The 21,708-nt window shown below is 63.3% G+C and carries 21 protein-coding genes and 1 pseudogene; 12 read left to right on the top strand and 10 right to left on the bottom strand.

From position 1 onward, the window contains the following. Positions 1-164 precede the first annotated feature (164 nt). Together X773_RS70520 and X773_RS70515 are read right to left on the bottom strand one after the other, a co-directional pair. Positions 165-1,490 carry a tetratricopeptide repeat protein gene (locus X773_RS70520; RefSeq protein WP_023680237.1) on the bottom strand — a complete coding sequence of 442 codons (1,326 nt, stop codon included), beginning with the start codon at positions 1,488-1,490 and terminating at the stop codon, positions 165-167. Positions 1,491-1,498: 8 nt separating this feature from the next. Next, positions 1,499-2,122 carry a LysE family translocator gene (locus X773_RS70515; protein WP_031213014.1) on the bottom strand — a complete coding sequence of 208 codons (624 nt, stop codon included), beginning with the start codon at positions 2,120-2,122 and terminating at the stop codon, positions 1,499-1,501. Positions 2,123-2,310: 188 nt separating this feature from the next. Here X773_RS70515 and X773_RS70510 point away from each other — a divergent pair, with 188 nt between their 5' ends. From X773_RS70510 to X773_RS70465, 10 genes are all read left to right on the top strand, one after another. After that, complete coding sequence (locus X773_RS70510) at positions 2,311-3,075, top strand: L,D-transpeptidase (RefSeq protein WP_023680235.1); 765 nt, start codon at positions 2,311-2,313, stop codon at positions 3,073-3,075. A 218-nt stretch (positions 3,076-3,293) separates the two neighbouring features. Then, on the top strand, positions 3,294-3,614 hold the full coding sequence (locus tag X773_RS70505) for a putative quinol monooxygenase (protein WP_023680233.1): 321 nt from the start codon (positions 3,294-3,296) through the stop codon (positions 3,612-3,614). Positions 3,615-3,693: 79 nt separating this feature from the next. After that, positions 3,694-4,860, top strand: a complete 1,167-nt coding sequence (locus X773_RS70500; RefSeq protein ID WP_023680232.1) for a diphosphate--fructose-6-phosphate 1-phosphotransferase — start codon at positions 3,694-3,696, stop codon at positions 4,858-4,860. 16 nt (positions 4,861-4,876) lie between these two features. Continuing rightward, positions 4,877-5,602: an MBL fold metallo-hydrolase gene (locus X773_RS70495; RefSeq protein WP_023680231.1), complete on the top strand. Its 726-nt coding sequence runs from the start codon at positions 4,877-4,879 to the stop codon at positions 5,600-5,602. Positions 5,603-5,967: 365 nt separating this feature from the next. Continuing rightward, the gene (locus tag X773_RS70490; protein ID WP_023680230.1) at positions 5,968-7,506 is read left to right on the top strand and encodes a DegQ family serine endoprotease; all 1,539 of its coding nucleotides are present in this window, start codon (positions 5,968-5,970) and stop codon (positions 7,504-7,506) included. A gap of 133 nt (positions 7,507-7,639) precedes the next feature. Further along, entirely contained in the window at positions 7,640-8,251 is a 612-nt protein-coding gene (locus X773_RS70485) for a molybdopterin-dependent oxidoreductase (RefSeq protein WP_023680229.1), read from the top strand. Continuing rightward, positions 8,248-8,994: an FAD-binding oxidoreductase gene (locus tag X773_RS70480; RefSeq protein ID WP_023680228.1), complete on the top strand. Its 747-nt coding sequence runs from the start codon at positions 8,248-8,250 to the stop codon at positions 8,992-8,994. Before X773_RS70485 ends, X773_RS70480 begins: the two co-directional genes overlap by 4 nt. A gap of 442 nt (positions 8,995-9,436) precedes the next feature. Continuing rightward, positions 9,437-9,640 carry a DUF680 domain-containing protein gene (locus X773_RS70475; protein WP_023680227.1) on the top strand — a complete coding sequence of 68 codons (204 nt, stop codon included), beginning with the start codon at positions 9,437-9,439 and terminating at the stop codon, positions 9,638-9,640. A gap of 71 nt (positions 9,641-9,711) precedes the next feature. After that, positions 9,712-9,918 carry a DUF680 domain-containing protein gene (locus X773_RS70470; protein ID WP_023680226.1) on the top strand — a complete coding sequence of 69 codons (207 nt, stop codon included), beginning with the start codon at positions 9,712-9,714 and terminating at the stop codon, positions 9,916-9,918. A gap of 68 nt (positions 9,919-9,986) precedes the next feature. Further along, entirely contained in the window at positions 9,987-10,226 is a 240-nt protein-coding gene (locus X773_RS70465) for a DUF680 domain-containing protein (protein WP_023680225.1), read from the top strand. 180 nt (positions 10,227-10,406) lie between these two features. On the opposite strand, the gene ugpC is transcribed toward X773_RS70465, so the two are convergent. The 5 genes from ugpC to X773_RS70440 form a co-directional block, all read right to left on the bottom strand. Then, entirely contained in the window at positions 10,407-11,519 is a 1,113-nt protein-coding gene (ugpC, locus tag X773_RS70460) for a sn-glycerol-3-phosphate ABC transporter ATP-binding protein UgpC (RefSeq protein ID WP_023680224.1), read from the bottom strand. Between the two features lie 27 nt (positions 11,520-11,546). Then, a complete protein-coding gene (locus X773_RS70455; RefSeq protein WP_023680223.1) occupies positions 11,547-13,211 on the bottom strand; it encodes an alpha-glucosidase in 1,665 nt (554 codons plus the stop codon). A 4-nt stretch (positions 13,212-13,215) separates the two neighbouring features. After that, positions 13,216-14,370: a carbohydrate ABC transporter permease gene (locus tag X773_RS70450; RefSeq protein ID WP_023680222.1), complete on the bottom strand. Its 1,155-nt coding sequence runs from the start codon at positions 14,368-14,370 to the stop codon at positions 13,216-13,218. A 1-nt stretch (position 14,371) separates the two neighbouring features. Beyond that, positions 14,372-15,385, bottom strand: a complete 1,014-nt coding sequence (locus X773_RS70445) for a sugar ABC transporter permease (protein ID WP_023680221.1) — start codon at positions 15,383-15,385, stop codon at positions 14,372-14,374. A 227-nt stretch (positions 15,386-15,612) separates the two neighbouring features. Further along, positions 15,613-16,968, bottom strand: coding sequence for an ABC transporter substrate-binding protein (locus X773_RS70440; RefSeq protein WP_023680220.1), 1,356 nt, complete (start codon positions 16,966-16,968; stop codon positions 15,613-15,615). A 362-nt stretch (positions 16,969-17,330) separates the two neighbouring features. On the opposite strand from X773_RS70440, the gene X773_RS70435 reads away from it, so the two are divergent. Beyond that, positions 17,331-18,353, top strand: coding sequence for a substrate-binding domain-containing protein (locus X773_RS70435; RefSeq protein WP_031213013.1), 1,023 nt, complete (start codon positions 17,331-17,333; stop codon positions 18,351-18,353). A gap of 72 nt (positions 18,354-18,425) precedes the next feature. Here the strand turns inward: X773_RS70435 and X773_RS70430 are convergent, their stop codons facing one another. After that, positions 18,426-19,334 carry a LysR family transcriptional regulator gene (locus X773_RS70430; protein WP_023680218.1) on the bottom strand — a complete coding sequence of 303 codons (909 nt, stop codon included), beginning with the start codon at positions 19,332-19,334 and terminating at the stop codon, positions 18,426-18,428. Positions 19,335-19,415: 81 nt separating this feature from the next. Here X773_RS70430 and X773_RS70425 point away from each other — a divergent pair, with 81 nt between their 5' ends. Continuing rightward, a complete protein-coding gene (locus X773_RS70425; protein WP_023680217.1) occupies positions 19,416-19,910 on the top strand; it encodes a hypothetical protein in 495 nt (164 codons plus the stop codon). Between the two features lie 5 nt (positions 19,911-19,915). On the opposite strand, the gene X773_RS70420 is transcribed toward X773_RS70425, so the two are convergent. Both X773_RS70420 and X773_RS70415 read right to left on the bottom strand, forming a co-directional pair. Next, on the bottom strand, positions 19,916-21,355 hold the full coding sequence (locus tag X773_RS70420; RefSeq protein WP_023680216.1) for a S8 family serine peptidase: 1,440 nt from the start codon (positions 21,353-21,355) through the stop codon (positions 19,916-19,918). Continuing rightward, positions 21,345-21,708: pseudogene (locus X773_RS70415) on the bottom strand (anti-sigma factor); the annotation flags it as partial. The pseudogene X773_RS70415 and the gene X773_RS70420, both read right to left, overlap by 11 nt.

The raw sequence follows: 21,708 nt of genomic DNA, 5'->3' as shown, positions 1-21,708 counted from the left end.
CGACGGTCTTTCTTGCTTCCCCGCCCAGTCCTGTGACACGGGCGGCGAAGATATCCCGGCAATCGTGCCGCCGGAAACGCACCCCGGTCAACACGCGAAGATTTTTTCGACGCTCGAAAAAATCTGGTCGGGGCAGTTTTTTTTAAGGCAAGATGTGGCCTTGGTCAATTCGCCGCGAGAGCGGTTGCACGCCGTGAAAACAGTGCCGACAACGGGCTGTCCGGCCGTGCCAGCGCGCGTTCCGCCGCAAGCGCCCTCGCCAGCGCGCCATCACCGGAACGCAATGCCGCTTCGATCAGCGTCAGGTCGATGACGTCGCGTTGGGCGTGGCTGCCGCCGAAGCGATGGGCGATTGCCCGGATCGGCCGGATCAAGCGGATCGTCCCGGCATAATTGCCCTCGCCGAACGCCTTGATGGCGAGCGTCAGGGGATGGCCGACATCCCTGGTGAAAGCAGCGTTGTCGTCCTTGCCGCGCATCGCCTCGCGCTGCGCCTCGAGCAAGCCGCGGGCCGGCGCTTCGAGGCCGGCGCCGACAAACGCCATCATCGCGTGGGCGTCATTGAAGGCATAATGGCCGGCGCTCGCCTTGGGCAACCAGTTGGCGGCGAGTGCCGTCCAGCGCTCGCCGACATCGACGCCGCCGAGATGCAGCCGCCACAGGATCGCCGAGGCATCGACCATGTTGAGCGCCAGCGTCGAGCGCTCGCCATAGATCGGCCCGTCGTAGAGCGCCAGCACCTCGTCGGTCTCGCCGAGATCATAATGGAACAGCGCCAGATGCCACCAATTATGCACCTGCAGGAAGCTTTCCCGCGTCCACGCTTCGGGATTGGCGCGCATCCACAGAATGCCGTCCTTCTGCCGGCTCTGCATCTCCATGACATGGGCCACCGCATGCTGGGCCCAGCCGTCGCGCGGCTCGAGATCCACCGCCGTGCGGCCAAGTTTTTCGGCGCGCGCGTAGTCGCCCATTTCTTCCAGCCCGAAGGCTTGCATGCCGAGTATGGCATGGTAGCCCGGCATGCCGCTCTGCCAGGACGGCAGCGCGCGGCCGATGCGGTCGCGCAGCATGCGCGCATTGCCGGTGAAGAAGTCGATCTGGTGGCCGGTCTGCAGCGCCAGCGCATCGAGCGGAAACTCGATGGCGATATCCTCCAGCACGCGGGCGGCCTCGTGCCAGCGTCCATCCGCAAGGTGGCCAAGGGCGGCGACATGCGCCTGCTCGCGCGTCGTCGCGGCAAGTGGCAGCGCTGCCTCGTGACATGCCTTGGCCACTGCCGTCGCTTCGCGCTCGGTGGCGAGGCCAAAGAGATAACCCTTGAACACATGCGCCATGACGAAGCCGGGAACTTCGGCGATTGCCCGGTCAACGGAACCGACAGGATCGCCGATGAAGCACTGCAATTCGCGCACAGCCCGGCTGTAGGACGAGAACCCGGCCTCCGTCGCGCCAGACAGCGTCAGGCCAAATGCGTCGCTCACCGCCATGGTTTGCCTCAGTTGCCCGAGCGCATCGCCACTGTCGCGACGCCGGCGCCGACCAGCAGCGTGCCGCCGGTGCGGTTGAAGATGCGGATCGCCTTTGGATTGCGCACCACGTTGCGCGCCCTTGCCGCGATCAGCGCATAACCGAAGGCATTGGCGAAGGCGAGCGCCAGGAAGGTCGTCTCGAAGATCAGCATCTGTGCCCAGAAATCCGCATGCCGGTCGAGGAACTGCGGCAGGAAGGCGACGAAAAAGGTGATGCTTTTCGGATTGAGCGCGGTAACCAGCCAGGCATGCGCCGTCATTTTCGCCGACGACACCGCATCGGTGCGCGGTTCGGCCCGGAGCGCGCCGCCGGCGCGAAACAGCTTGATGCCGAGATAGATCAGATAGCCGGCGCCGATCACCTTCAGCACGGTAAACACGGTGGCCGACGCCGCCAGCAGCGCGCCGATGCCCAGCATCGACAATGTCATCGCGGTGAAGTCGCCGAGCGCCACGCCGACTGCCATCGGCAGCGCGGTGCGCCAGCCCTGGCCGAGCGCATAGGACACCACCAGCAGGATGGTCGGACCTGGAATGACCAGAAGGACTGCCGAGGCGGCGGCAAAAGCGGCCCAGTTTTCGAAGGACATTTTCTTCTCCTTGAGCTCAAAGAAGAGGATAAATCCTTGGTCCCGCGCAGATGTAAAGAGGCAAAAATCGAAAAAGCCCCTCGTTAATGCCAGGCGGCCGGCCTTCACGCTTTTTCAACCATGATTGTCGAAAATGCCTGCTATCCGGCCGGACCGTGTTTCCCGCCGATAGCGTAGGGTTTGGGTAAATGCGTGAGTTGCCGCAAGGTCTGTCGCTGCCGCACAACGGCGACGCAATCGAAACCGAAATACAGCTTTCCCGCCGCACGGTGCTGTCCGGCGCCGGTGCGCTGGCGCTGCTCGGCGTCGCCGGCTGCAGCCAGACGCTGGATCTGCCGTCGCTGCAGCTCGACGACGTCACCACCGGCTCGATCCGGCCCATCCGTCCGAGTATCAGCGTCGACAAGAACATCACCAGCCCCGACGTGATGTACGCTTCGCTCACCGACGGTGGCTTCAATGTGCCGGAAGTGCCCTATCTCAAGGTCAAGCCGGAGTTCCGCCGCCAGATCGTCGTCGATCCGACCGGCGAGCAACCCGGCACCATCGTCGTTCACTCGCAGGAACGGCTGCTCTATCTGGTGCAGCCCGGCGGCGATGCGATCCGTTACGGCGTCGGCATCGGCAAGGACGGGTTCCGCTGGTCCGGCCGCGCCAACATCCAGTACGGCAAGGAATGGCCGGTCTGGACCCCACCGCCCGAGATGATCGCCCGCAGGCCGGAACTGGTGAAATGGCAAAGCGGACAGCCGGGCGGCCTCGACAATCCGCTCGGCGCGCGTGCCCTCTACATCTATCAGAACGGCAGCGACACCGGCTATCGCATCCACGGCTCGCCCGAATGGTGGAGCATCGGCCAGGCGATGTCGTCGGGCTGCGTGCGGCTGATCAACCAGGACATCATCGATCTCTACAGCCGCGTCTCCAAGAAGAATCCGGTCGTCGTCGTCTGACCGGCGGCCAAGGCTCGAGCGATTACTCTGCCGGCTAGCGCTGCACACCCATGTACTACAATTTTGTGCGAATTCATGCGACGCTTCGCCTTGCCCAGCCATGTCCGCTCGCGTGACTGACAAGTTTTGGGAGATCGCGACATCGTTGCGCTGATCGAGGCGAGCGAAGCGGAGAAGCCGACCATGCGTGGTCCCTGCAAGAAGCAAGAAAGCAATTGATGCCGATTGTCAGGATAGCCGAACTGGAAATCGATCCTAAGCAGATCGGCAGCTACAGGGCCCTGCTTGCCGAAGAGATTGAGGCTTCTGTACGCGTCGAGCCGGGCGTGCTTTTCCTTCATGCGGTGGCAGTAAAAGGCACGCCTGAAAAGGTGCGCGTGATCGAATGCTACGCCGATCAGGCGGCCTATGAGGCCCACCTGACCACGTCGCACTTTCTCAAATACAAGGCGCAGACGGCGAGTATGGTCAGGTCACTTCGGCTCATCGAAACGGATCCTATCGCGCTGCAGGCGAAGAGTGGCCCGATTTCAAACTGACCCACTGCCTCTGCCGTTGCGCGATGCCGCAAGACAGGCGAATGTGCCTGCGATTTTCACCGCCCGGGAGACGTGAACAATGGCCGGAACTTTTGTCATCGCGCAAGGCGGCGGCCCGACCGCCGTCATCAACCAGACCGTGGTGGGCGCCACGCTCGAAATCCGCAAGCGGCATCCCGGCGCCAAGGTGCTTGGTTCCATCCACGGCGTGCGCGGAATTCGTGACGGCAATTACGTCGATCTTTCCGCCATCCCCGAGGACCGCCTGCGGCTGATCGCGGCGACACCGAGCGCCGCGCTTGGTTCGACGCGCGACAAGCCGGATGCCGCCTATTGCGACCTCATCCTCAACGGCTTGAAGAACGCCGGCGCCGATGCCTTCATCTATATCGGCGGCAACGACACCTCGGGCACGCAGCAGATCCTCACCGACGCCGCCGGCGGCAAGATCGCCTTCGTCCACGCGCCGAAAACCATCGACAACGATCTCGAGGAGAACGATCACACGCCCGGCTTCATGTCGGCGGCCGAGTTCGTCGCTGGAGCATTCCTTTCGGTCGATCTCGATTTCCGCGCTCTGCCGGGCATCTATGTCGGCATCGTCATGGGGCGGCATGCCGGTTTCCTGACGGCCGCGTCCGCGGCCTGGCAGCTCGATCAGGACAGCGGCCCGCATCTCGTCTACGTGCCGGAGCGGCCGTTCTCCGCGGCGGGCTTCATCGACGACGTTCGTGCAACGCTCGACCGCCACAAGCGCTGCATCGTTGCCGTCTCCGAAGGCGTCAGCACCGCCGACGGCAAAGCGCTGGTCGAAAGCCTGGTGCCGCCGGAAAGGCTGGAGCGCGACCAGCACGGCAACGTCAAGCTGTCGGGCAGCGACCTGCCGGCAGCCTTGGAGCGCGCGCTCGCCGAAGGATTGCCGGGCAAGCGGGCGCGCGTCGATGCGCTCGGCTATATGCCGCGCGGCTATGTCGGCGCCATCAGCGCGGTGGACGCGCAGGAGGCCTTCGATGCCGGTGCCTTCGCGGTCACGGTGGCCGACGAGGGGGGCGGTTCGGTGGCGCTGCAATATGACGGCAAGAAAACCGTGCTGAAGAAGGTGCCGCTGAAGAACGTCGCCGGCAAGACGCGCCATATGCCGGATGATTTCATGCTGCCGGATGTCAACCGGCTGTCCGATGCGGGGATGGCCTATCTGAAGCGGCTGGTCCCGCAAAAGTACAAGGTCGGCAAGCCGTTCGTCTGATGCCGGCCTTGATCTGATGGACAGCTGGTTCAGCAAAACCATCGTCGACGCCAAGACGACGATGCTGACCGAGCCCTTCGTGCACGAATTCGTGCGCGCCAACATCTGGCATCTGCGCGGCCGCGATGTCGACCTGCTGGTCGACACCGGCATGGGGATCTGCCCGCTGGCGCCGCAGATCGACACGCCGTCCGGCAAGCCGCTGCTCGTCGTCGCCACGCATATCCATCTCGATCATGTCGGCTCGCTGCACGAGTTTCCGTTGCGGGCAGGGCCGCGCCACAGCGCCGCACAGTTCGACAGCATGGATGAAGCGGTGACCTACGCCTACATGTTCCATGATCTGGAAGGCGCCGTCTCCAGGCTGCCGGCAAAGGGCTGGAAGGCGGCCGATTACAGGATTCAGCCGGCGCCTCTGGCCCGGACCCTGGACGAGGGCGATAGGATCGACCTCGGCGACCGCCAATTCCGCGTCCTGCATCTGCCCGGCCACTCTCCGGATTCGATCGCGCTGTTCGACGAGGCTGACGGCCTGTTCTTCGCCGGCGACGCCATCTACGACGCCATGCTGATCGACGACCTGCCGGATTCGGATCGTGCCGCCTATCGCCGCACGATGCAGTGCCTGCTCGAGCTGCCGATCCGCATCGGCCATGGCGGTCATGGACCGAGCTTCGACGGCAGGCGGATGCGCGAGATCGCCACCACCTATCTCAGCCGGACCGACCGGAAAGGCGAATAGGAGGCCTCGGCTGAGGCGGCGCAAATCTGAAGCGATTTGTCTTGCGCAGCTATTTTGTTCTTGCTTTGTGCCGGCAGCTATGCTAGTAATCTGGGTATGGTGCTGATTCGCCCCAATGACCCGCCGACCCGCCGCAAGGCGGGTTTTTGTTTTCGGGTTTCGGCGCCAGCCCGGCAAGGCGGCTGCCAGCCGGAAATTAAATCTTCGTAATATTATCTGGAAACCACGATCGGCGCCCTAGATGCGGGGCTGTCGATCCGGTCGGCCGCCGTGCCAGGCGAGACAGGCAAGGCCGACACGCCGATAGAGCATTCCGGTGACGGAACGCTGCGGCGCCCGATCAATCTCTCGCCCGGACAACGGCCATGTCACCAATCCAGACCCTTCGCAGACATCGCGTCGCCGCTCTGCTGGGCGCCGCGCTGATCGTCAGCCCCTTCGCCCTGCCCCTCGCTCCCAGGCTGAATGATGTCCTGGCGGCAACAGTGACCCCACCTGTCACCGGAATGACGGCGCCCAGCGGTTCGTTCGCTCCGGTCGTGGCGGCCGACAAACCGGCAGTGGTGACCATCGCGACGGTCATGAAAGTACAACAGCCGGACACCATGAGCGACGCCTCTCCCTTTGGCGGAACCTCGCCTTTCGACGACTATTTCCGCCATTTCTTCGATGACCAGGGACAGCCCGCCCCCAAGACACCGCCGGAACAGGCGCCGCGCACCGAGGCCCTCGGCTCAGGCTTCATCGTCGGCGCCGACGGCACCATCGTCACCAACAATCACGTCGTCGACGGCGCCCAGTCGATCAAGGTGACGCTCGACGACGGCACCGAGCTTCCCGCCAAATTGATCGGTCATGACGCCAAGAACGATCTTGCCGTGCTCATGGTCAAAGCCGGCAAGCCCTTGCCGATCATCAAATGGGGCGATTCCGACAAGCTCATGCCGGGCGACCAGGTGCTCGCGTTCGGCAATCCTTTCGGCCTTGGCACCACGGTCACGGCCGGCATCGTCTCGGCGCGCGGCCGCGACCTGCATAGCGGGCCGTTTGACGACTTCATCCAGATCGACGCACCGATCAACCGGGGCAATTCCGGCGGCCCGCTAACGGATGTGAACGGCAATGTCGTCGGCATCAACACGGCGATCTTTTCGCCGAATGGCGGCAGCGTCGGCGTCGGCTTCGCCATCCCCTCGGACCAGGCGCAAAAGGTCGTCGCCAAGCTGATGAAGGGCGGCTCCATCCAGTACGGTTATCTCGGCGTCCAGATCCAGCCGGTGACGCCTGACATGGCGAGCGCCATCGGCCTCGATCACGCAGCCGGCGTGCTGGTCGCGCAGGTCAGCGACGGATCGCCGGCCGCCAAGGCCGGCATCGAGACCGGCGACGTCATTACCAGTTTCGCCGGCCGCGACATAAAGGATCCAAGGGATCTGTCGCGCACCGTCGCCGACGTTGCGCCCGGCACGAGGGAAACCCTCAATGTCTGGCGCCAGGGGCAAAGCCTGCAGATCTCCGTCGAGGTCGGGCGCAACGAAGACGACATGGCAACGGGATCGGTGACCAGCGATCGGCGTCAGCCGTCGACGGAGCAGGGCCTTCGCGCACCGGCGCTCGGTCTCGGCCTGATGGACGTCACCCCGGATGTGCGCCAGGCAATGAACCTGGCAGGCAACCAGCACGGCGCGCTGGTCGAGCGCGTCGACCCGAACAAGGCGGCATCGGCTTCCGGCATCCAGCCCGGCGACATCATCGTCGCCGTCGACCAGCATCCGGTGAGGAACGCCAGGCAGGCTAACCAGGCGATTGTGCAGGCTGCCAAATCTGGCAAGAAATCGGTGCTGCTGCTTGTCGAGCGTGGCGACGCCCAGATGTTCGTCGCCGTCCCCTTCGCCAGTGGCTGAAGCGGGCGCCGCGCTGCCAAGATCGATGTAGAGCATTGCCGCCAGGCCGGAGCCAAGATTTCGGTTGCCCGCGCACGCGTCTTCGAGAAAACTGACAAAGGTCGATTGGACCTTGCGCAAACGGATATTCTCGATGGTTACCCGAGGCTTCTCTTCCGGACGAAAGCCGCCGACGGATACGGATGCACGTATCCCGCCGGGGCAATATCTCGAGCAAGGTTTCCCGGTCCTGTCGGCCGGCCCGACGCCGCATGTCCGCACCGAGGATTGGTCGTTTACGCTTAAGCACGGGCCGCGGCCGATCAAGAAGTGGAACTGGGCCGAGTTCAACGCGCTGCCCTTGACCAAGATGACGCGCGACATCCATTGCGTCACCGCATGGACCAAGTTCGACACCGCGTGGCAGGGCGTGCTGGTCGACGACATCCTTGCCGACGCCGGCATCGAGCCGCCCACCGCCTTCACGCTGGCGCTGGGTTTCGACGGCTATTCCACCAATGTGCCAACGAAGGATCTCACCGGCGGCAAGGCGATGGTGGCACTGCTTTACGAGGGCAAGCCGATCACCCCCGATCATGGCGGCCCGGCCCGGCTGCTCGTTCCGCACCTCTATTTCTGGAAATCGGCCAAATGGCTGAACGGGTTGCAGTTCACCGAGCGTGACGAGCCGGGTTTCTGGGAATTGCGAGGTTATCATATCTACGGCGATCCGTGGCGCGAGCAGCGCTACACGAACGATCCATGAGCGACGCACCGGCGGCGCAGTCGCCCTGGCAGACGGTCACCATCACCCGCATCCAAAAGCGCACGCCGCGCGTCACCAGCTTTTTCCTGCAGCCGTCGCGGCCCTTCGTCTACCATGCCGGACAGCATGTCGATGTCAGGTTGACAGCGCCGGACGGCTATCAGGCGCGCCGCTCCTACTCCATCGCCTCGGCGCCGGAGACCGGCGAGACCATCGAACTGGCGATTGAAAAACTCGAGGACGGCGAGGTCTCGCCGTTCTTTCACGAGATCGCGGCGGTGGGCGACGAGGTCGAATTGCGCGGGCCGCTCGGCGGCCATTTCGTCTGGTCCGACGGCGATGGCGGACCGCTCCTGCTCGTCGGCGGCGGGTCGGGCGTGGTGCCGCTGATGTCGATGGTCCGTCACCGGGCGATGCGGGGATCGCTGGTCGCCGCCACCTTGGTGTTTTCGGCGCGGGTCTGGGACGAGGTGATCTTTCGCGACGAGTTGATCGACCTCGCCGAGCGCCGGGATGGCTTCGACCTGGTGCTGACGCTGACGCGCGAGCCGGCCCGCCGTCCGGCAGATCATGCGCGGCGGGTCGACGCCGCGATGATGGTGCAAGCCATGACGAGGCTGCCCGCGCCGCCGAAGCTCGCCTTTGTCTGCGGCTCGAACGCATTCGTGACGGCCGCCGCCGAGGCACTGATCGATGCCGGGGTGCCTGCGGCACTCATCCGCACCGAACGCTACGGGGTCTGACCGGTTCTGCTTGCCCGGTTGCTGCCTTTGTTGGGCGGCATAAAGCAGGCCAAAAGCAGCCGCAACGCCGACGCCGCGTTTGGCCGAAATGGTTAACGATTCGACAAAGAGCCTCGGCTGCGACTTTTGTCGGTTTAAAAAATCGAACCGAACGGTTCGTTTCTGTTGACAATGCGTGCAGGACGCTGTGAACGCTGCCTCCCCAAGTCACCTTGCAGCCAGACCGATACTATGGGCTATCTACTTGATATTTAGCAATAAAATTGTGGCGAAGGGAATCTCTGGCACAATTTCAAGGTGTAGATTCTTGGTCCACACCAAACAACTTCGTGATTGGAAACTGGCCATCGCCTTTCCCACATCGGGGCTGTCCGAACGACGCGAATTCCTCCCAAGACACGCCGCTGGACGGACGGAAAAACTGAGATACTGGAGTACTAAAATGAAAAAGATCGCTCTTGCCGCCGTCGCCGTTTTGGCCATCACCGGCAGCGCCTTCTCTGGCAGCGACAACTTTGGTTCCAAGGGTGCGAACCAGCCTGCCGCTTCGGTCGACAGCTCGTATACGGCTTCCATTCAGAAGCCGGCTCATGCTGACCAGCAGCCTGTCCAGGGCGCCGACCGTAACCTCTTCGGCAACAACTAACAGTCGATCCCAGCATCAGGGCGGCGGGCATATCCGCCGTCCGGGGATCTGAAAAATTCAGGAGTATTAAGATGAAAAAGATCGTTCTTGCTGCCGCCGCCGTTTTGGCCATCACCGGCAGCGCCTTCGCGGGCAGCGACAACTTTGGTTCCAACGGAGCCAACCAGCCTGCTGTCTCGGTCGACAGCTCCTACACGGCTTCCGTCAAGACGTCGGACCAGGCTGAAAAGCAGCCGGTTGTCCAGGGCGCCGACCGTAACCTCTTCGGCAACAACTAACAGCCGATCCCACCATCAAGGCGGCGGCATGCCCGCCGCTTGATTTCGAAAATCCAGGAGTACCCAAAATGAAAAAGATTGTTCTTACTGCCGCCGCTCTCTTGATTGCCGCCGGCAGCGCTTATGCCCGCAACGACAATGTTGGCGGGACCGACATCAACAAGCAGTCGACCGTCAACGTCGACAACACGCAGACGTATTCGGTACGTGACAGCAACTCGCCGATCTACAAGCTGCTGAACTCGTCTGGCGATGTGCCCAAGTCCGCGCCTCAGGGCGCCGACCGCAACCTCTTCGGCAACAACTAGAGCAATTCCAGGAAAAGTGTGAAACGGTTTTCCGTCCGGAATTGCTCCAAACAAAGAGATAGAGCGGTTCGGCGTTCCGTGAAACGATGAATCGCTCTAACGGCCGAACTGGAATTCCAGACAAGAGCGGCGGGCCATGCCCGCCGCTCTTGTTTTTTGCATGGCGGAAGAACGCCTGCTTCAAGCCGCCTTTGCTTCTGCTTCATGGAGCGCGAAAGAGCGCCCGTCCGCGTCGAAAATATGCAGGTCGCCGGCGTCCGCCGTCAGCCGCAGCGTCGCTCCGCGCTTGACCTCGACATTGCCCGGCAGCTTGGTCACCAGCGGCAGGTCGGCGCGGCCGATGTCGACATAGACGAGCTGGACCTCGCCGAGCTGCTCGACGTAATCGACCGTCCCTTCGAACAAATAGTCGGCGCCGGTGGCAATCATCAGATCCTCCGGCCGCACCCCGAAGCTCACCGCAGCGCCTTTCGCCGAGGCAGGCGTTGCGATCGGCACCGTCGCCTTGCGGCCGCCGACATGGCTGACGACCGTCGGGTTGCCGGTCTTGTCGATCGTCGCCGGCAGGATGTTCATCGCCGGCGAGCCGATGAACTGGGCGACGAACAGATTGCCGGGCCGCTTGTAGAGCTCCATCGGCGTGCCGACCTGTTCGATATGGCCTTCCTTCAGCACTACGATGCGGTCGGCCAGCGTCATCGCCTCGACCTGGTCGTGGGTGACGTAGATCATCGTTGTGGCCGGCATCGACTCCTTGAGCTTGGCGATCTCGATGCGGGTGGCGACACGCAGCGCCGCGTCGAGGTTGGATAGCGGCTCGTCGAACAGGAAGACCTTGGGATTGCGCACGATGGCGCGACCGATGGCGACGCGCTGGCGCTGGCCGCCCGACATCGCCTTGGGCAGACGGTCGAGATATTTGGTCAGCTGCAGGATCTCGGCCGCCTGGCGCACCCGCTTGTCGATCTCGGCCTTGCTTTCCTTGCCGATCTTCATCGAGAAGGCCATGTTGTCGTAGACGGTCATGTGCGGATAAAGCGCATAGGACTGGAACACCATGGCGATGCCGCGCTTTGACGGCGGCACGTCGTTGACGATCTCGCCGTCGATCTTGAGCTCGCCCGAGGTGATCTCCTCCAGCCCGGCGATGCAGCGCAGCAAGGTCGACTTGCCGCAACCCGAGGGGCCGACGAAGACGATGAATTCGCCCGACTTTATGTCGAGGTCGACGCCGTGCAGAATGTTGAGATTGCCATATGATTTCCTCACTTGCCTTAGCGTGACATCGGCCATGGTGTACCCTCCAGTTCTTCCTTGAATTCAGTCGATACGCCCGAACCAGGCGCCGTAGCCGCCGAGGCGGATAGTGCCGGCGCCAGTCTGTCCCGAAAACCCGTGTCCCGGCAAGGGCTGCAATGAGCGGCCGCCAAGATCGACTTCGGCCGGCTTTGCTCCGAGATTGAAGGCGCAGACGATCTGCTCGTTGCTTTCACGGCGGGTGAAGGCGACGGTGTCGCCCTCGCTTTCGATGAACTCGATATCACCCTTGGCCAGTGCCGGATGGGCGCGGCGGAAAGCCAGGAAGCGCCGGTAGTGCTCGAGCAGCGAGCCGTCGTCGCCTTGCTGCACATTGACGGCTTGCGCAAGGTGCTTGCTGGGCACCGGCAGCCAGGGCTTTGCCGTCGAGAAGCCGCCATTGCGGGCGGCGCCGTCCCAAACCATCGGCGTACGGCAGCCGTCGCGTCCCTTGAATTCAGGCCAGAAGCGGATGCCGTATGGGTCCTGCAGATCCTCGAAGCTGAGCTCGGCCTCGCTGAGCCCGAGCTCCTCGCCTTGATAGATGCAGACCGAGCCGCGCAACGACATCAGCAGCGCCGAGATGACCTTGAGGTAGGCGGTCGGGTCGGGCTCGCCGGCTGCCCAGCGAGAGGCGGGACGCATCACGTCATGGTTGGAGAAGGCCCAGCACGACCAGCCGTCGCTGGCCACCTTGCCGAAGGTTTCCAGCACCGAGCGTACCTTTGCCGCGCTGATCTTCTCCGGCGCCAGGAAGTCGAAGGAGTAACACATATGCACGCGCTTGCCGCCGGCCGTATAGGCCGCCACCACTTCCAGCCCACGCTGCGAATCGCCGACCTCGCCAACCGCGGCCGTCGCCGGGTATTCGTCGAGCAAGGCGCGGAAGCGTTCGAGGAAGCCGAGGTTTTCAGGCCGGCTCTTGTCGTAGAGATGGTCCTGGTAGTTGTAGGGGTTGACGGCCGGCGCCGTCTGGTCGTTGCGCTGCTCGGGCGGCAGCGGCGGATTGTCTTCCAGGCCTTGGCTGTGGAAATAGAAATTGATGGTATCGAGGCGGAAGCCGTCGACGCCGCGCTCCAGCCAGAAGCGGGTGACGTCGAGCAGCGCGTCCTGGACCGCGCGGCTGTGGAAATTGAGGTCGGGCTGCTCGGCCAGGAAATTATGCAGGTAATATTGCTGGCGGCTGGTGTCCCACTGCCAGGCCGAGCCGCCGAAGATCGACAGCCAGTTATTGGGTGGCGTGCCGTCCGGCTTGGCATCCGCCCAGACATACCAGTCGGCTTTTGGATTGCTCCGGCTCGAGCGGCTCTCCTTGAACCAGGGATGGATGTCGGCGGTGTGCGAGAGCACCTCGTCGATCATCACCTTGAGGCCAAGCCGATGCGCCTCTGCGGTCAGCGCGTCGAAGTCGGCCAGCGTGCCGAACATCGGATCGACATCGCAATACTCCGACACGTCGTAGCCAAAATCCTTCATCGGCGATTTGAAGAATGGCGAGATCCAGATGGCGTCGACACCGAGCGAGGCGATGTAGGCCAGCCGGCCGATCATGCCCCTGAGGTCGCCGATGCCGTCGCCGTTCGAATCCTGATAGCTGCGCGGGTAGATCTGGTAGATCACGGCACCTCGCCACCAGTCGCGATCTATAGCGAGATCTGGCTTCGGGGTGGCCTTCAAAGCGGATTGCATGATCTCAACCTCCTTTCACCGAGCCGGCAAGCAGCCCGCGGACGAAATAGCGCTGCAGCGAGAAGAACACGATCAGCGGCACGATGATGGTGACGAAGGCCGATGTCGTCAGGATCTCCCAGTCGCCGCCGCGCGAACCGAGCAACGCATTGAGCTTGGCGGTCAGCACGATCTGGTCGCCCTCGGTACCAAGGAAAACCATCGCCACCAGCAGATCGTTCCACACCCAGAGAAACTGGAAGATGGCGAACGAGGCCAGCACCGGGAACGACAATGGCAGCACGATCTTGACGAAGATCTCGAAATCGCTGGCGCCGTCGATACGCGCCGACTCCATGATCTCGCGTGGCAGGCCGGCGATATAGCTCCTCAACAGATAGATGGCGAAAGGCAGACCGAAGCCGGTATGCGCCAGCCAGATGCCGAGATAGGTCTTCGACGGCACGCCGAAGAAGCTGCCGACGCCGTTATAGAGCTTCAACAGCGGGATCAGCGACATCTGCAGCGGCACGACCAGGAGGCCGATGATGACGGCGATGAGCAGCGCCCGGCCGGGAAAGCGCATCCAGGCCAGCGCGTAGGCGGCGAACGCGGCGATCAGGATCGGGATGACGGTCGCCGGAATGGTGACGGTCAGCGAGTTCATGAAGGAGCGGCCGATGCCTTCCGAAAACAGCACCGTGTCGTAATTGTCGGTGGTGAATTTCGGCGGCGCCGACGAGGCGTAATAGACGCGCTGGCCGCGTTCGCTTTCGAAAGCCTTCGGCGAGGTCATGACGAAACTGCCGTCGGCATTGAGCTGCAGGGTGACGCCGTCGCCGAGATCGGCTGTCGTGCCGGCGGGATATTGCGTCGGCGCGGCCGACTTGACGCCAAAGGCGCTGATGTTGCGGGCCGGGCCGTCGCCGAAGATATTGCCTTGCAGGACGAACTTGCCCTCCTTCTCGACCTGCGCCGAGGCTGGCGGCAGCCGGCCGGCTTCCGTCTGGCTGGAACTGGTGAACGAGTTCCACCAGCCCGAAGCGATGATCTGATCCTTGTCGCGCAGCGACGAGACCAGAATGCCGAGCGTCGGGATCGTCCAGATCGCAACGAAGATGAAGACGGCGATGTGGACGCCGAAACGGCTGACAAAGGACTTTCCGGTCGACGCGGCCATCTCAATGCCCTTCCGTCTCTTTGTTCGCCTGGCGGATGTTCCAGACCATGATCGGAATGACCGCGATCATGATGATGATGGCGATGGTGGCGCCGCGGCCGAAATCGCCGCCGCCGCGGAACATCCAGTCGAACATCAGATTGGCCAACACCTGGCTGTTCCACTGGCCGTTGGTCATGGTCAGCACGATGTCGAAAACCTTCAGCACCAGGATGGTGATGGTGGTCCAGACCACGGCGATGGTGCCCCAGATCTGCGGCACCATGATCTTCCAGAAGATCTGGAAAGGGTTGGCGCCGTCGATGACGGCGGCTTCCAGCGTCTCTTCCGGAATGCCGCGCAAGGCCGACGACAGGATGACCATGGCAAAGCCGGTCTGGATCCAGATCAGGATGACCATCAGGAAGAAGTTGTTCCAGAACGGCAGCGAGATCCAGACCTGCGGCTGGCCGCCGAAATACTGGATGATGGCGTTGAGCAGACCGATCTGCGTCTGCCCGTCGCCGCGATATTCGTAGATGAATTTCCAGATGACGCTGGCGCCGACGAACGAGATCGCCAGCGGCAGGAAGATCAGGCTCTTGGCGATGGTGCCCCACCAGATCTTGTCGGTGAGCACGGCGATGATCAGCCCGAGGAAGGTGCAGGCGGCCGGCACCACCGCCAGCCAGATGATGTTGTTGAGGATCGAGTTGCGGAACTCGCGGTCGCCGAACGCCCATTGATAGTTGGCCAAGCCGACGAAATGGGCGCCGCCGCGATCGAGGAACGACAGCCTCAGCGTCTCCACCACCGGGTAGATCAGATAAATGGTGAGGATGATCATCGCCGGGCCGACGAACAGCCAGGGTCGGATCACCCCCTGCCGGCGCAGATTGTTAATCGCCGCCTTGCCGGAAACGCCGCGTGCTGGAAAGATCGTGTCGAGTGCCTTGTTGGCGCCCCAGAAATAGGCGACGCAGCCGCCCACGCCGATGATGATGACGAATATCGCGGAAAAAATCTGAGCCGCCATGGGTCCCTCCCCCTGCGCACGGATCCGCCAGTCGAGAATGGCTTTGGCGACGGGATCATGCGCCGATTCAGTTGTCTGGAGCGCGACCAGCCGGAAAGCAGGTCACTGGGCGCGCGTCATGCCGGAATGTGTTGTACTCACGACAATCGACGCGACGCCAAGCACCGGGTAGGGTCCGGGCCGTTTGAGGCCCGGACCACATCACATTGGGAACTCAAGCCGGCCGCTTACTTGATCGCGTCCCAGCTTTTCTGGATGTCAGTGGCGACGTCCTGGGCGGACTTGCCGCCGACCAGGTCGATCATGCCGGTCCAGAACGCACCGGCGCCGATCTTGCCCGGCATCAGGTCGGACCCGTCGAAGCGGAAGGTCGAGGCGTTGGCCAGGATCTCGCCCTGCTTCTTCAGCGCGTCGCTAGCATAGGCGTCCTTGTTGACCGACTTGAACGGCGTCACGAAGCCGCCCTGTGCCATCCAGATCTCATGAGCGAGCGGCAGCTTCAGGAATTCGATGAACGCGCGGGCACTCTTGCTATCTTTAGTGATCATGGCCAGCGTGCCGGCGCCGAGCACCGGAGTGCCGAGCTCGGGCTTGGAGGCGTAGGGCGGGTAATAGAAGAAGTCGGCATCCTCGCCGATCTTGGTGCCTTGCGGGAAGAAGGTCGGGATGAACGATGCCTGGTGGTGCAGATAGCATTTCGGCGGCACCGAGAAGAGGCCCTTCGGGCTGTCACGGAAATCGGTCGCCGCAACCGCCTTGGCGCCGCCCTCGACCATCTTGTCGTCGGTCGCGATCTTGCCGAAAATGTCGATGGCGTTGACCACTGCCGGATCGTTGAACGGAATTTCGTTCTTCACCCATTTGTCGTAGGTCTCGGGCGTCTGGGTGCGCAGCATGATGTCTTCGACCCAGTCGGTCGCCGGCCAGCCGGTGGCGCCGCCCGAACCAAGCCCGATGCACCATGGCGTGCCGCCGTCGCCGATGATCTTCTTTTCGAGCTCGGCAAGCTCTTCCTGCGTCTTCGGCACCTTGTAGCCCGCTTCCTCGAAATTGTCCGGCGAGTACCAGACCAGCGACTTCACGTCGGCCTTATACGGAAAGGCGAAGAAGCCGGGCTTGCCGTCCTTGTCCTTGAACGTGCCGAGGTCGACCCAGGATTGGCCGGCGCCGTAATTGTCCTTGACCCAGTTGGCCGTGTCGTCGCCGAGCGGCGTCAAAAGGCCCTTCGATGCCAGATCCTGGATCAGGCCCGGCTGCGGCAGCACGGCAATGTTGGGCGGGCTGCCGGCCTGCGTGTCGATGACGATCTGCTGCTCGTAATTCTCCGACGAGGAGTACTTGATCTCGGCGCCGGTGGCTTCGGAGAAGTAATCGAGGACGGTGCGGATAAGCCCTTCGTCCTCGCCGCGCCACGGTCCGAAGATCGTCAGCGTCTCGCCCTTGAGGTCGACTTTCTTGAGCTCTTCGTAGTTCGCCCAGTTGAAACGGGGATCTTCGCCCGGCTTGAACTTCAATTCGGCTTGCGCCGGCATGGCGAGCGCAAGCGTGGCAAACGCAGCGCCCAGCAGAAGCATTTTCTTCATCGGTATTCCCTCCCAGTGGTGACAAACACCGAACGAAACCTCCATTCCGTCCGCCGGCGCTGCAGGACTGTGACTCAGTCGGAAAGGAACTGCAACCTTTCGTAGAGTCTTCCAAAGCGCTTTGGTGATTTTGATCACGCCACTGAATTGATCCGGAGTCAAGAGAAAGCCAGACTAATCGATTTAATTTCTGCGGCCGAGTGCCGGCAAAAGTGCGCTGCAGCACAGTTTTCTGGCGGTGCAGCAGCAAATTCGGCTTCAAACCGGTCCGAACCGTGCGTATGGTCAGTGCGCTCGGCAACGCGGTTCGTAGCGGCCAGCTCGATTCAGATTAAAAGCGCTTTGAGGTTTGGAGGCCTCCGGTGAACCTCAAGCAGCTCTCCCACATGCTGGCGCTTTCGCAGACTACGGTGAGCCGCGCATTGAACGGCTACCCCGAAGTCAACGAGGAAACGCGCCGGCGGGTGGTCGATGCCGCCAAGCGTCACGGCTATCGCCCCAATCCGAGCGCCCGTCGGCTGGCGACCGGCAAGACCGGCATGATCGGCTATGTTCTGCCGACGGGGACGACCGTCGACATCGACCCGCATTTCGTCGAGTTCCTGTCCGGCCTCGGCGACTATGCGCGTTCGCACGAGCTCGACCTGGTGCTGTCACCGGCCGATGCCGACGACCAGGAGACGACGTACCGCCGCATTGTCGCCAACCGGCAGGTCGACGCGGTCTATATCTCGTCGCCGAGGCCGGCCGACCGGCGGGTGGCGCTGGTCAATACGCTCGGCATTCCTTTCATCGTCCATGGCCGCAGCGAAGGCTTCGATTTCGACTATCCGTTCACCGACATCGACAATGAGGGCGCCTTCCACGAGGCGGCGCGGCTACTCGTTCAGCTCGGTCATAGGCGTCTGGCGCTGATCAACGGCGACGATCGCGAGACCTTCGCCATCCATCGCGAGCGCGGCGTGCGCCGCGCGCTTGCGGCGAGCGGCCTGGTGCTTCGTGATCAGCATGTCTGTTCGCTCACCATGACCGAGGAGAACGGCTACCGCGCCGCCCGGCGCTTGCTGGAACAAAGTGACGCGCCGACGGCGATCGCCTGCTCCAGCCTGATCATGGCGCTCGGCGTGGTGCGCGCGGTGCGCGATCTCGGCCTGACCATTCCGGGCGACCTGTCGCTGATCGCCCATGACGACGTCTTTCCCTGGCTGAAGCCGGAAAATTTTTCGGTGCCGCTGTCGACGACGCGTTCGTCGATCCGCCTCGCCGGCGCGCGCATCGCCGAACGGCTGGCGGCGCGGATTTCCGGCCTGGAGGAGGGCGCTCGCGGCGAAGTCTGGCCGGTCGACCTGGTGGTCAGGGGATCGGTCGCCGGCGCGCCGGCCTAGAGGCAATCACTCTGAACGGCCGAGGTCGACTCTTGGCGGCTGTTGGCCAGCACCAGCGGGTGCGTCCTGGTCTCAGGCCGCGGATTTGAGGTGATCGATGAAGGCGCGCAGCTTCGGCAGGACTTGGCGCTTGCCGGGATGATAAAGGAAGACACCCGGCGTCGTCGTGGCGACGCTGTCCAGCACCGACTGGAGTTTTCCTTCGGCTATCAGACCTTCGGCGAGTGGTCGCGGTGTCTGCGCCAGCCCGACGCCCCGCATCGCAGCCCCGACCAACGTCGAATAGTCGTGCGCGATCAGCGGGCCTGAGACGACCGCTTCGATCGCGCCGTTGCCGTCGATGAACGACCAGGGCGCGATGCTGCCATTCGAGCGGCGCAAGCGTAAGCAGGCGTGGTGGCGCAAGTCGTCGACACGCTCGGGACGGCCGTGGCGCTCAAAATAGTCAGGGCTGCCGACGACCACGAACGAGAACGGCGCTGTCAGCCGCACCGCGACCATGTCGGCGGCGATGAGCTGGCCGAGGCGGATGCCGGCATCGAACCCGCCGGTCGCGAGATCGACCATCTGGTCGCTCACGGCGATCTCCAGTTCGATCTCAGGATAGGCTTGGCAGAACGACGCGATCAGCGGCTCCAACATCAGCGGCACGATAGCGCGGGGCACAGACAGGCGCAGCAGACCGGTCGGCCGCTGGCCGATATCGCGGGCGGCCTCGCCGGCCGCGACAAGCTCTTCGAACGCCGGGCCGGCACGGTCGAGGAACCGCTGGCCAGGCTCGGTTAAACCAACGCTCCGCGTCGTGCGGACGAACAGCGCCGTGCCCAGGCGGGCTTCCAGCGCGCGCACCGTCTGGCTCACGGCGGATGGCGTCACGCCGAGATCGGCGGCGGCACGGCGGAAACTGAGGCGCCTGGCGACGGCCAGGAACGCCTCGACGCCCTCCAGCGCACCATGTCGGACTGTGTAGTTCTGCTTCATAGGTTGTTGTGATTACACCGGATAGTCGAATTGCGGTAGCGGGCTTAAAGCCGCGTGAATCAACTGTTGAGAGAAGGCCAAATGTCCACGGAAATGGTGTTCCAAACCCATCTTGCTCTCGGCTATGTCGCGTGGCTGCTTTGCTTCGGCGCGTACGGTTTGCCGTGGCTCAGGTCGATGGACCGGGTCGCGGCGCAACGCGCCATCGCTACGCTGCACAGCTTCCGCTTCTTCGGGCTCGTCTTCATGGTTCCAGGTGTCGTAAGCCCCAATCTGCCCACCGACTTCGCCGTATTCGCCGCCTACGGCGATTTCGCGACTGGCGTGCTGGCCATGCTGGCGCTGCTCACGGTGAGGATACGCCCGCTCTTCTGGCCGTTGGTCGTCGCCTTCAATGTCGCAGGGACGGTCGACCTCATCGTCGACTATTACCATGCCGTCCAGATCGGCCTTCCTGCACGCGCAGGCGAACTGGGCGCCACCTACGCGATCCCGATCATCTACGTACCGCTGCTGATGATAACGCACATCGCCGCATTCTATTTTCTGCTACGTCCTCAGCAAAACGCGACTTGAGCGGGCTATTCCTTCGCCGCCTCGGCCGCCTTGGTATTCAGCAGGCCAAAGCCGAAATCATTGTCCCGCCCCTTGGGGCCGAGATCCCTGGCGGTGGCGGCAAGTGCTTTCTCGACCCAGTCGGCCGAACGGTCGGGTGCGGCATGGAACAGGTTGGCGACGGCGCCGGTCACGATCGCTGCGGCGAAGGACGTCCCGGTCACCACGTCCGAGCCGGCGCCGCTCGGCGCCACCATCTCGACGCCGGGAGCGGAGATGAAGACATAGGCGCCGCGATTGGCCTGCGGCATCAGCCCGTCCTTGGCATCGGTGGCCGTCACCGCCATCACGCCGTCGAAGGCGGCCGGATAACCATAGGGCGCCTTCGGTCCGTTATTGCCGGCGGCCGCAACCAGCACGATGCCAAACGCGCGCGCATTGCGGCAGGCGATGCCGAGCAGGTCGTTCTTCGGACCGACGAAGCTCATATTGATGATGCGGACATCCTGCTCCGCCGCCCAGTCGAGCGCCGAAAGGATGACGTCCATGGTCGACTTGCCGCCCTCGAAGGCGCGGGCGTGATAGATCCTGGCACCCGGCGCCATGCCTTTGAACGCGCCGGTGCCGGCAATCAGTCCATCGACCGAAGTGCCGTGGTCGCGCGCCTTGATCGGCACGTCGGGCATGGCATCGAACTGCCCGGCGATGACGCCGGAGAGCGCCGGATTGCCGTCATCGATGCCGGTGTCGATGACGCCGACGCGCACATTCTCGCCGCTGGCTTTGTCGGCATCGAGCGCAATGCGCTCGAACGCATAATTGACGATGCTGGCCGCCTGCTGCAGCGAGTAGACATGGTTGGCCTCACGCCGCAAAGTACGGCCGTCGGCGGCAAGTTGCGCCAGCACGACGCCGACCGGGCGGCCATCGGGAATGCCGAAGCGCACCAGCGTGTTGCCGAGCAGCCGCGACTGCCGCTGCGAGCGTATCTCGAGGCCGAACGAGGCCGCGATCTGCTGGACCGCGCCGGCATCGCCATTGACCGTGACCAGCACCTCGTCGGGCACGAAATCGCCGATCACGGCGCGCGGCGGCTCGGTTGCGACAAGATCGGTGGGTGCTACGACCGGACCGCCCGGCGCGGCAGCCTGTATTGCCGGCGCGACGGCGGGTGGGGTTGCAGTATTGCCAGGAGGTATAGGCGCCTCGGTGACTACGGCAGGATTGGGGAACAGGTCGACAATCAAGTCCGGAAGAAACACCGCGCCCGTTATTCCAGGAGCCAGCGCTTTGCCGCCATCCTTCACGGCGCCGCCATCCTTGGCGCAGTCGGCGTTGGCAGCATTTCCCCGGTTCAGGCAGTCGATCTCAGCCTGGGTGAGGTTCGGGTCATTGGTCTGCGCCATTGCGGACGCGGCGAAGATTGTCATCGCTGCCGTCAATCGAATGACCGCCTTAGCCGCCATCAGCCGGTTTCCTTCCCTCCAGCGCAGCTTCGGTGAAAGGCTGGGCGGCAATAAGGCCAAGCAGCTTCTGATAGTCGGCGGCGGTCTTGGCCGGAACGCCGAGGCGGAAGACACCGTCGGCGGTCGGCCCGCCGGCGATCTTCAATTGGTTCTGGTCGAGAAAAGCGATGATGTCGGACAGCTTCGCATCCGGTTTGAACTTCACAAGTGCAAACGGCATTTTGGCCAGGTCGTCTTCCGATCCGGCAATCTCGAAATCGCCACCTCTGTTGCCGGTCTGCACAAAGGATTGCGCGACGACTAGGGCCAGCAGCACCGCGGCCGCGGCCCAGGCGACGCCGACCGGCACCGCC

The sequence above is a fragment of the Mesorhizobium sp. LSJC280B00 genome (assembly GCF_000502835.1).
In the GTDB taxonomy this organism is placed as follows: Bacteria; Pseudomonadota; Alphaproteobacteria; order Rhizobiales; family Rhizobiaceae; genus Mesorhizobium.
This window is presented reverse-complemented; position numbering and strand designations above follow the sequence as displayed.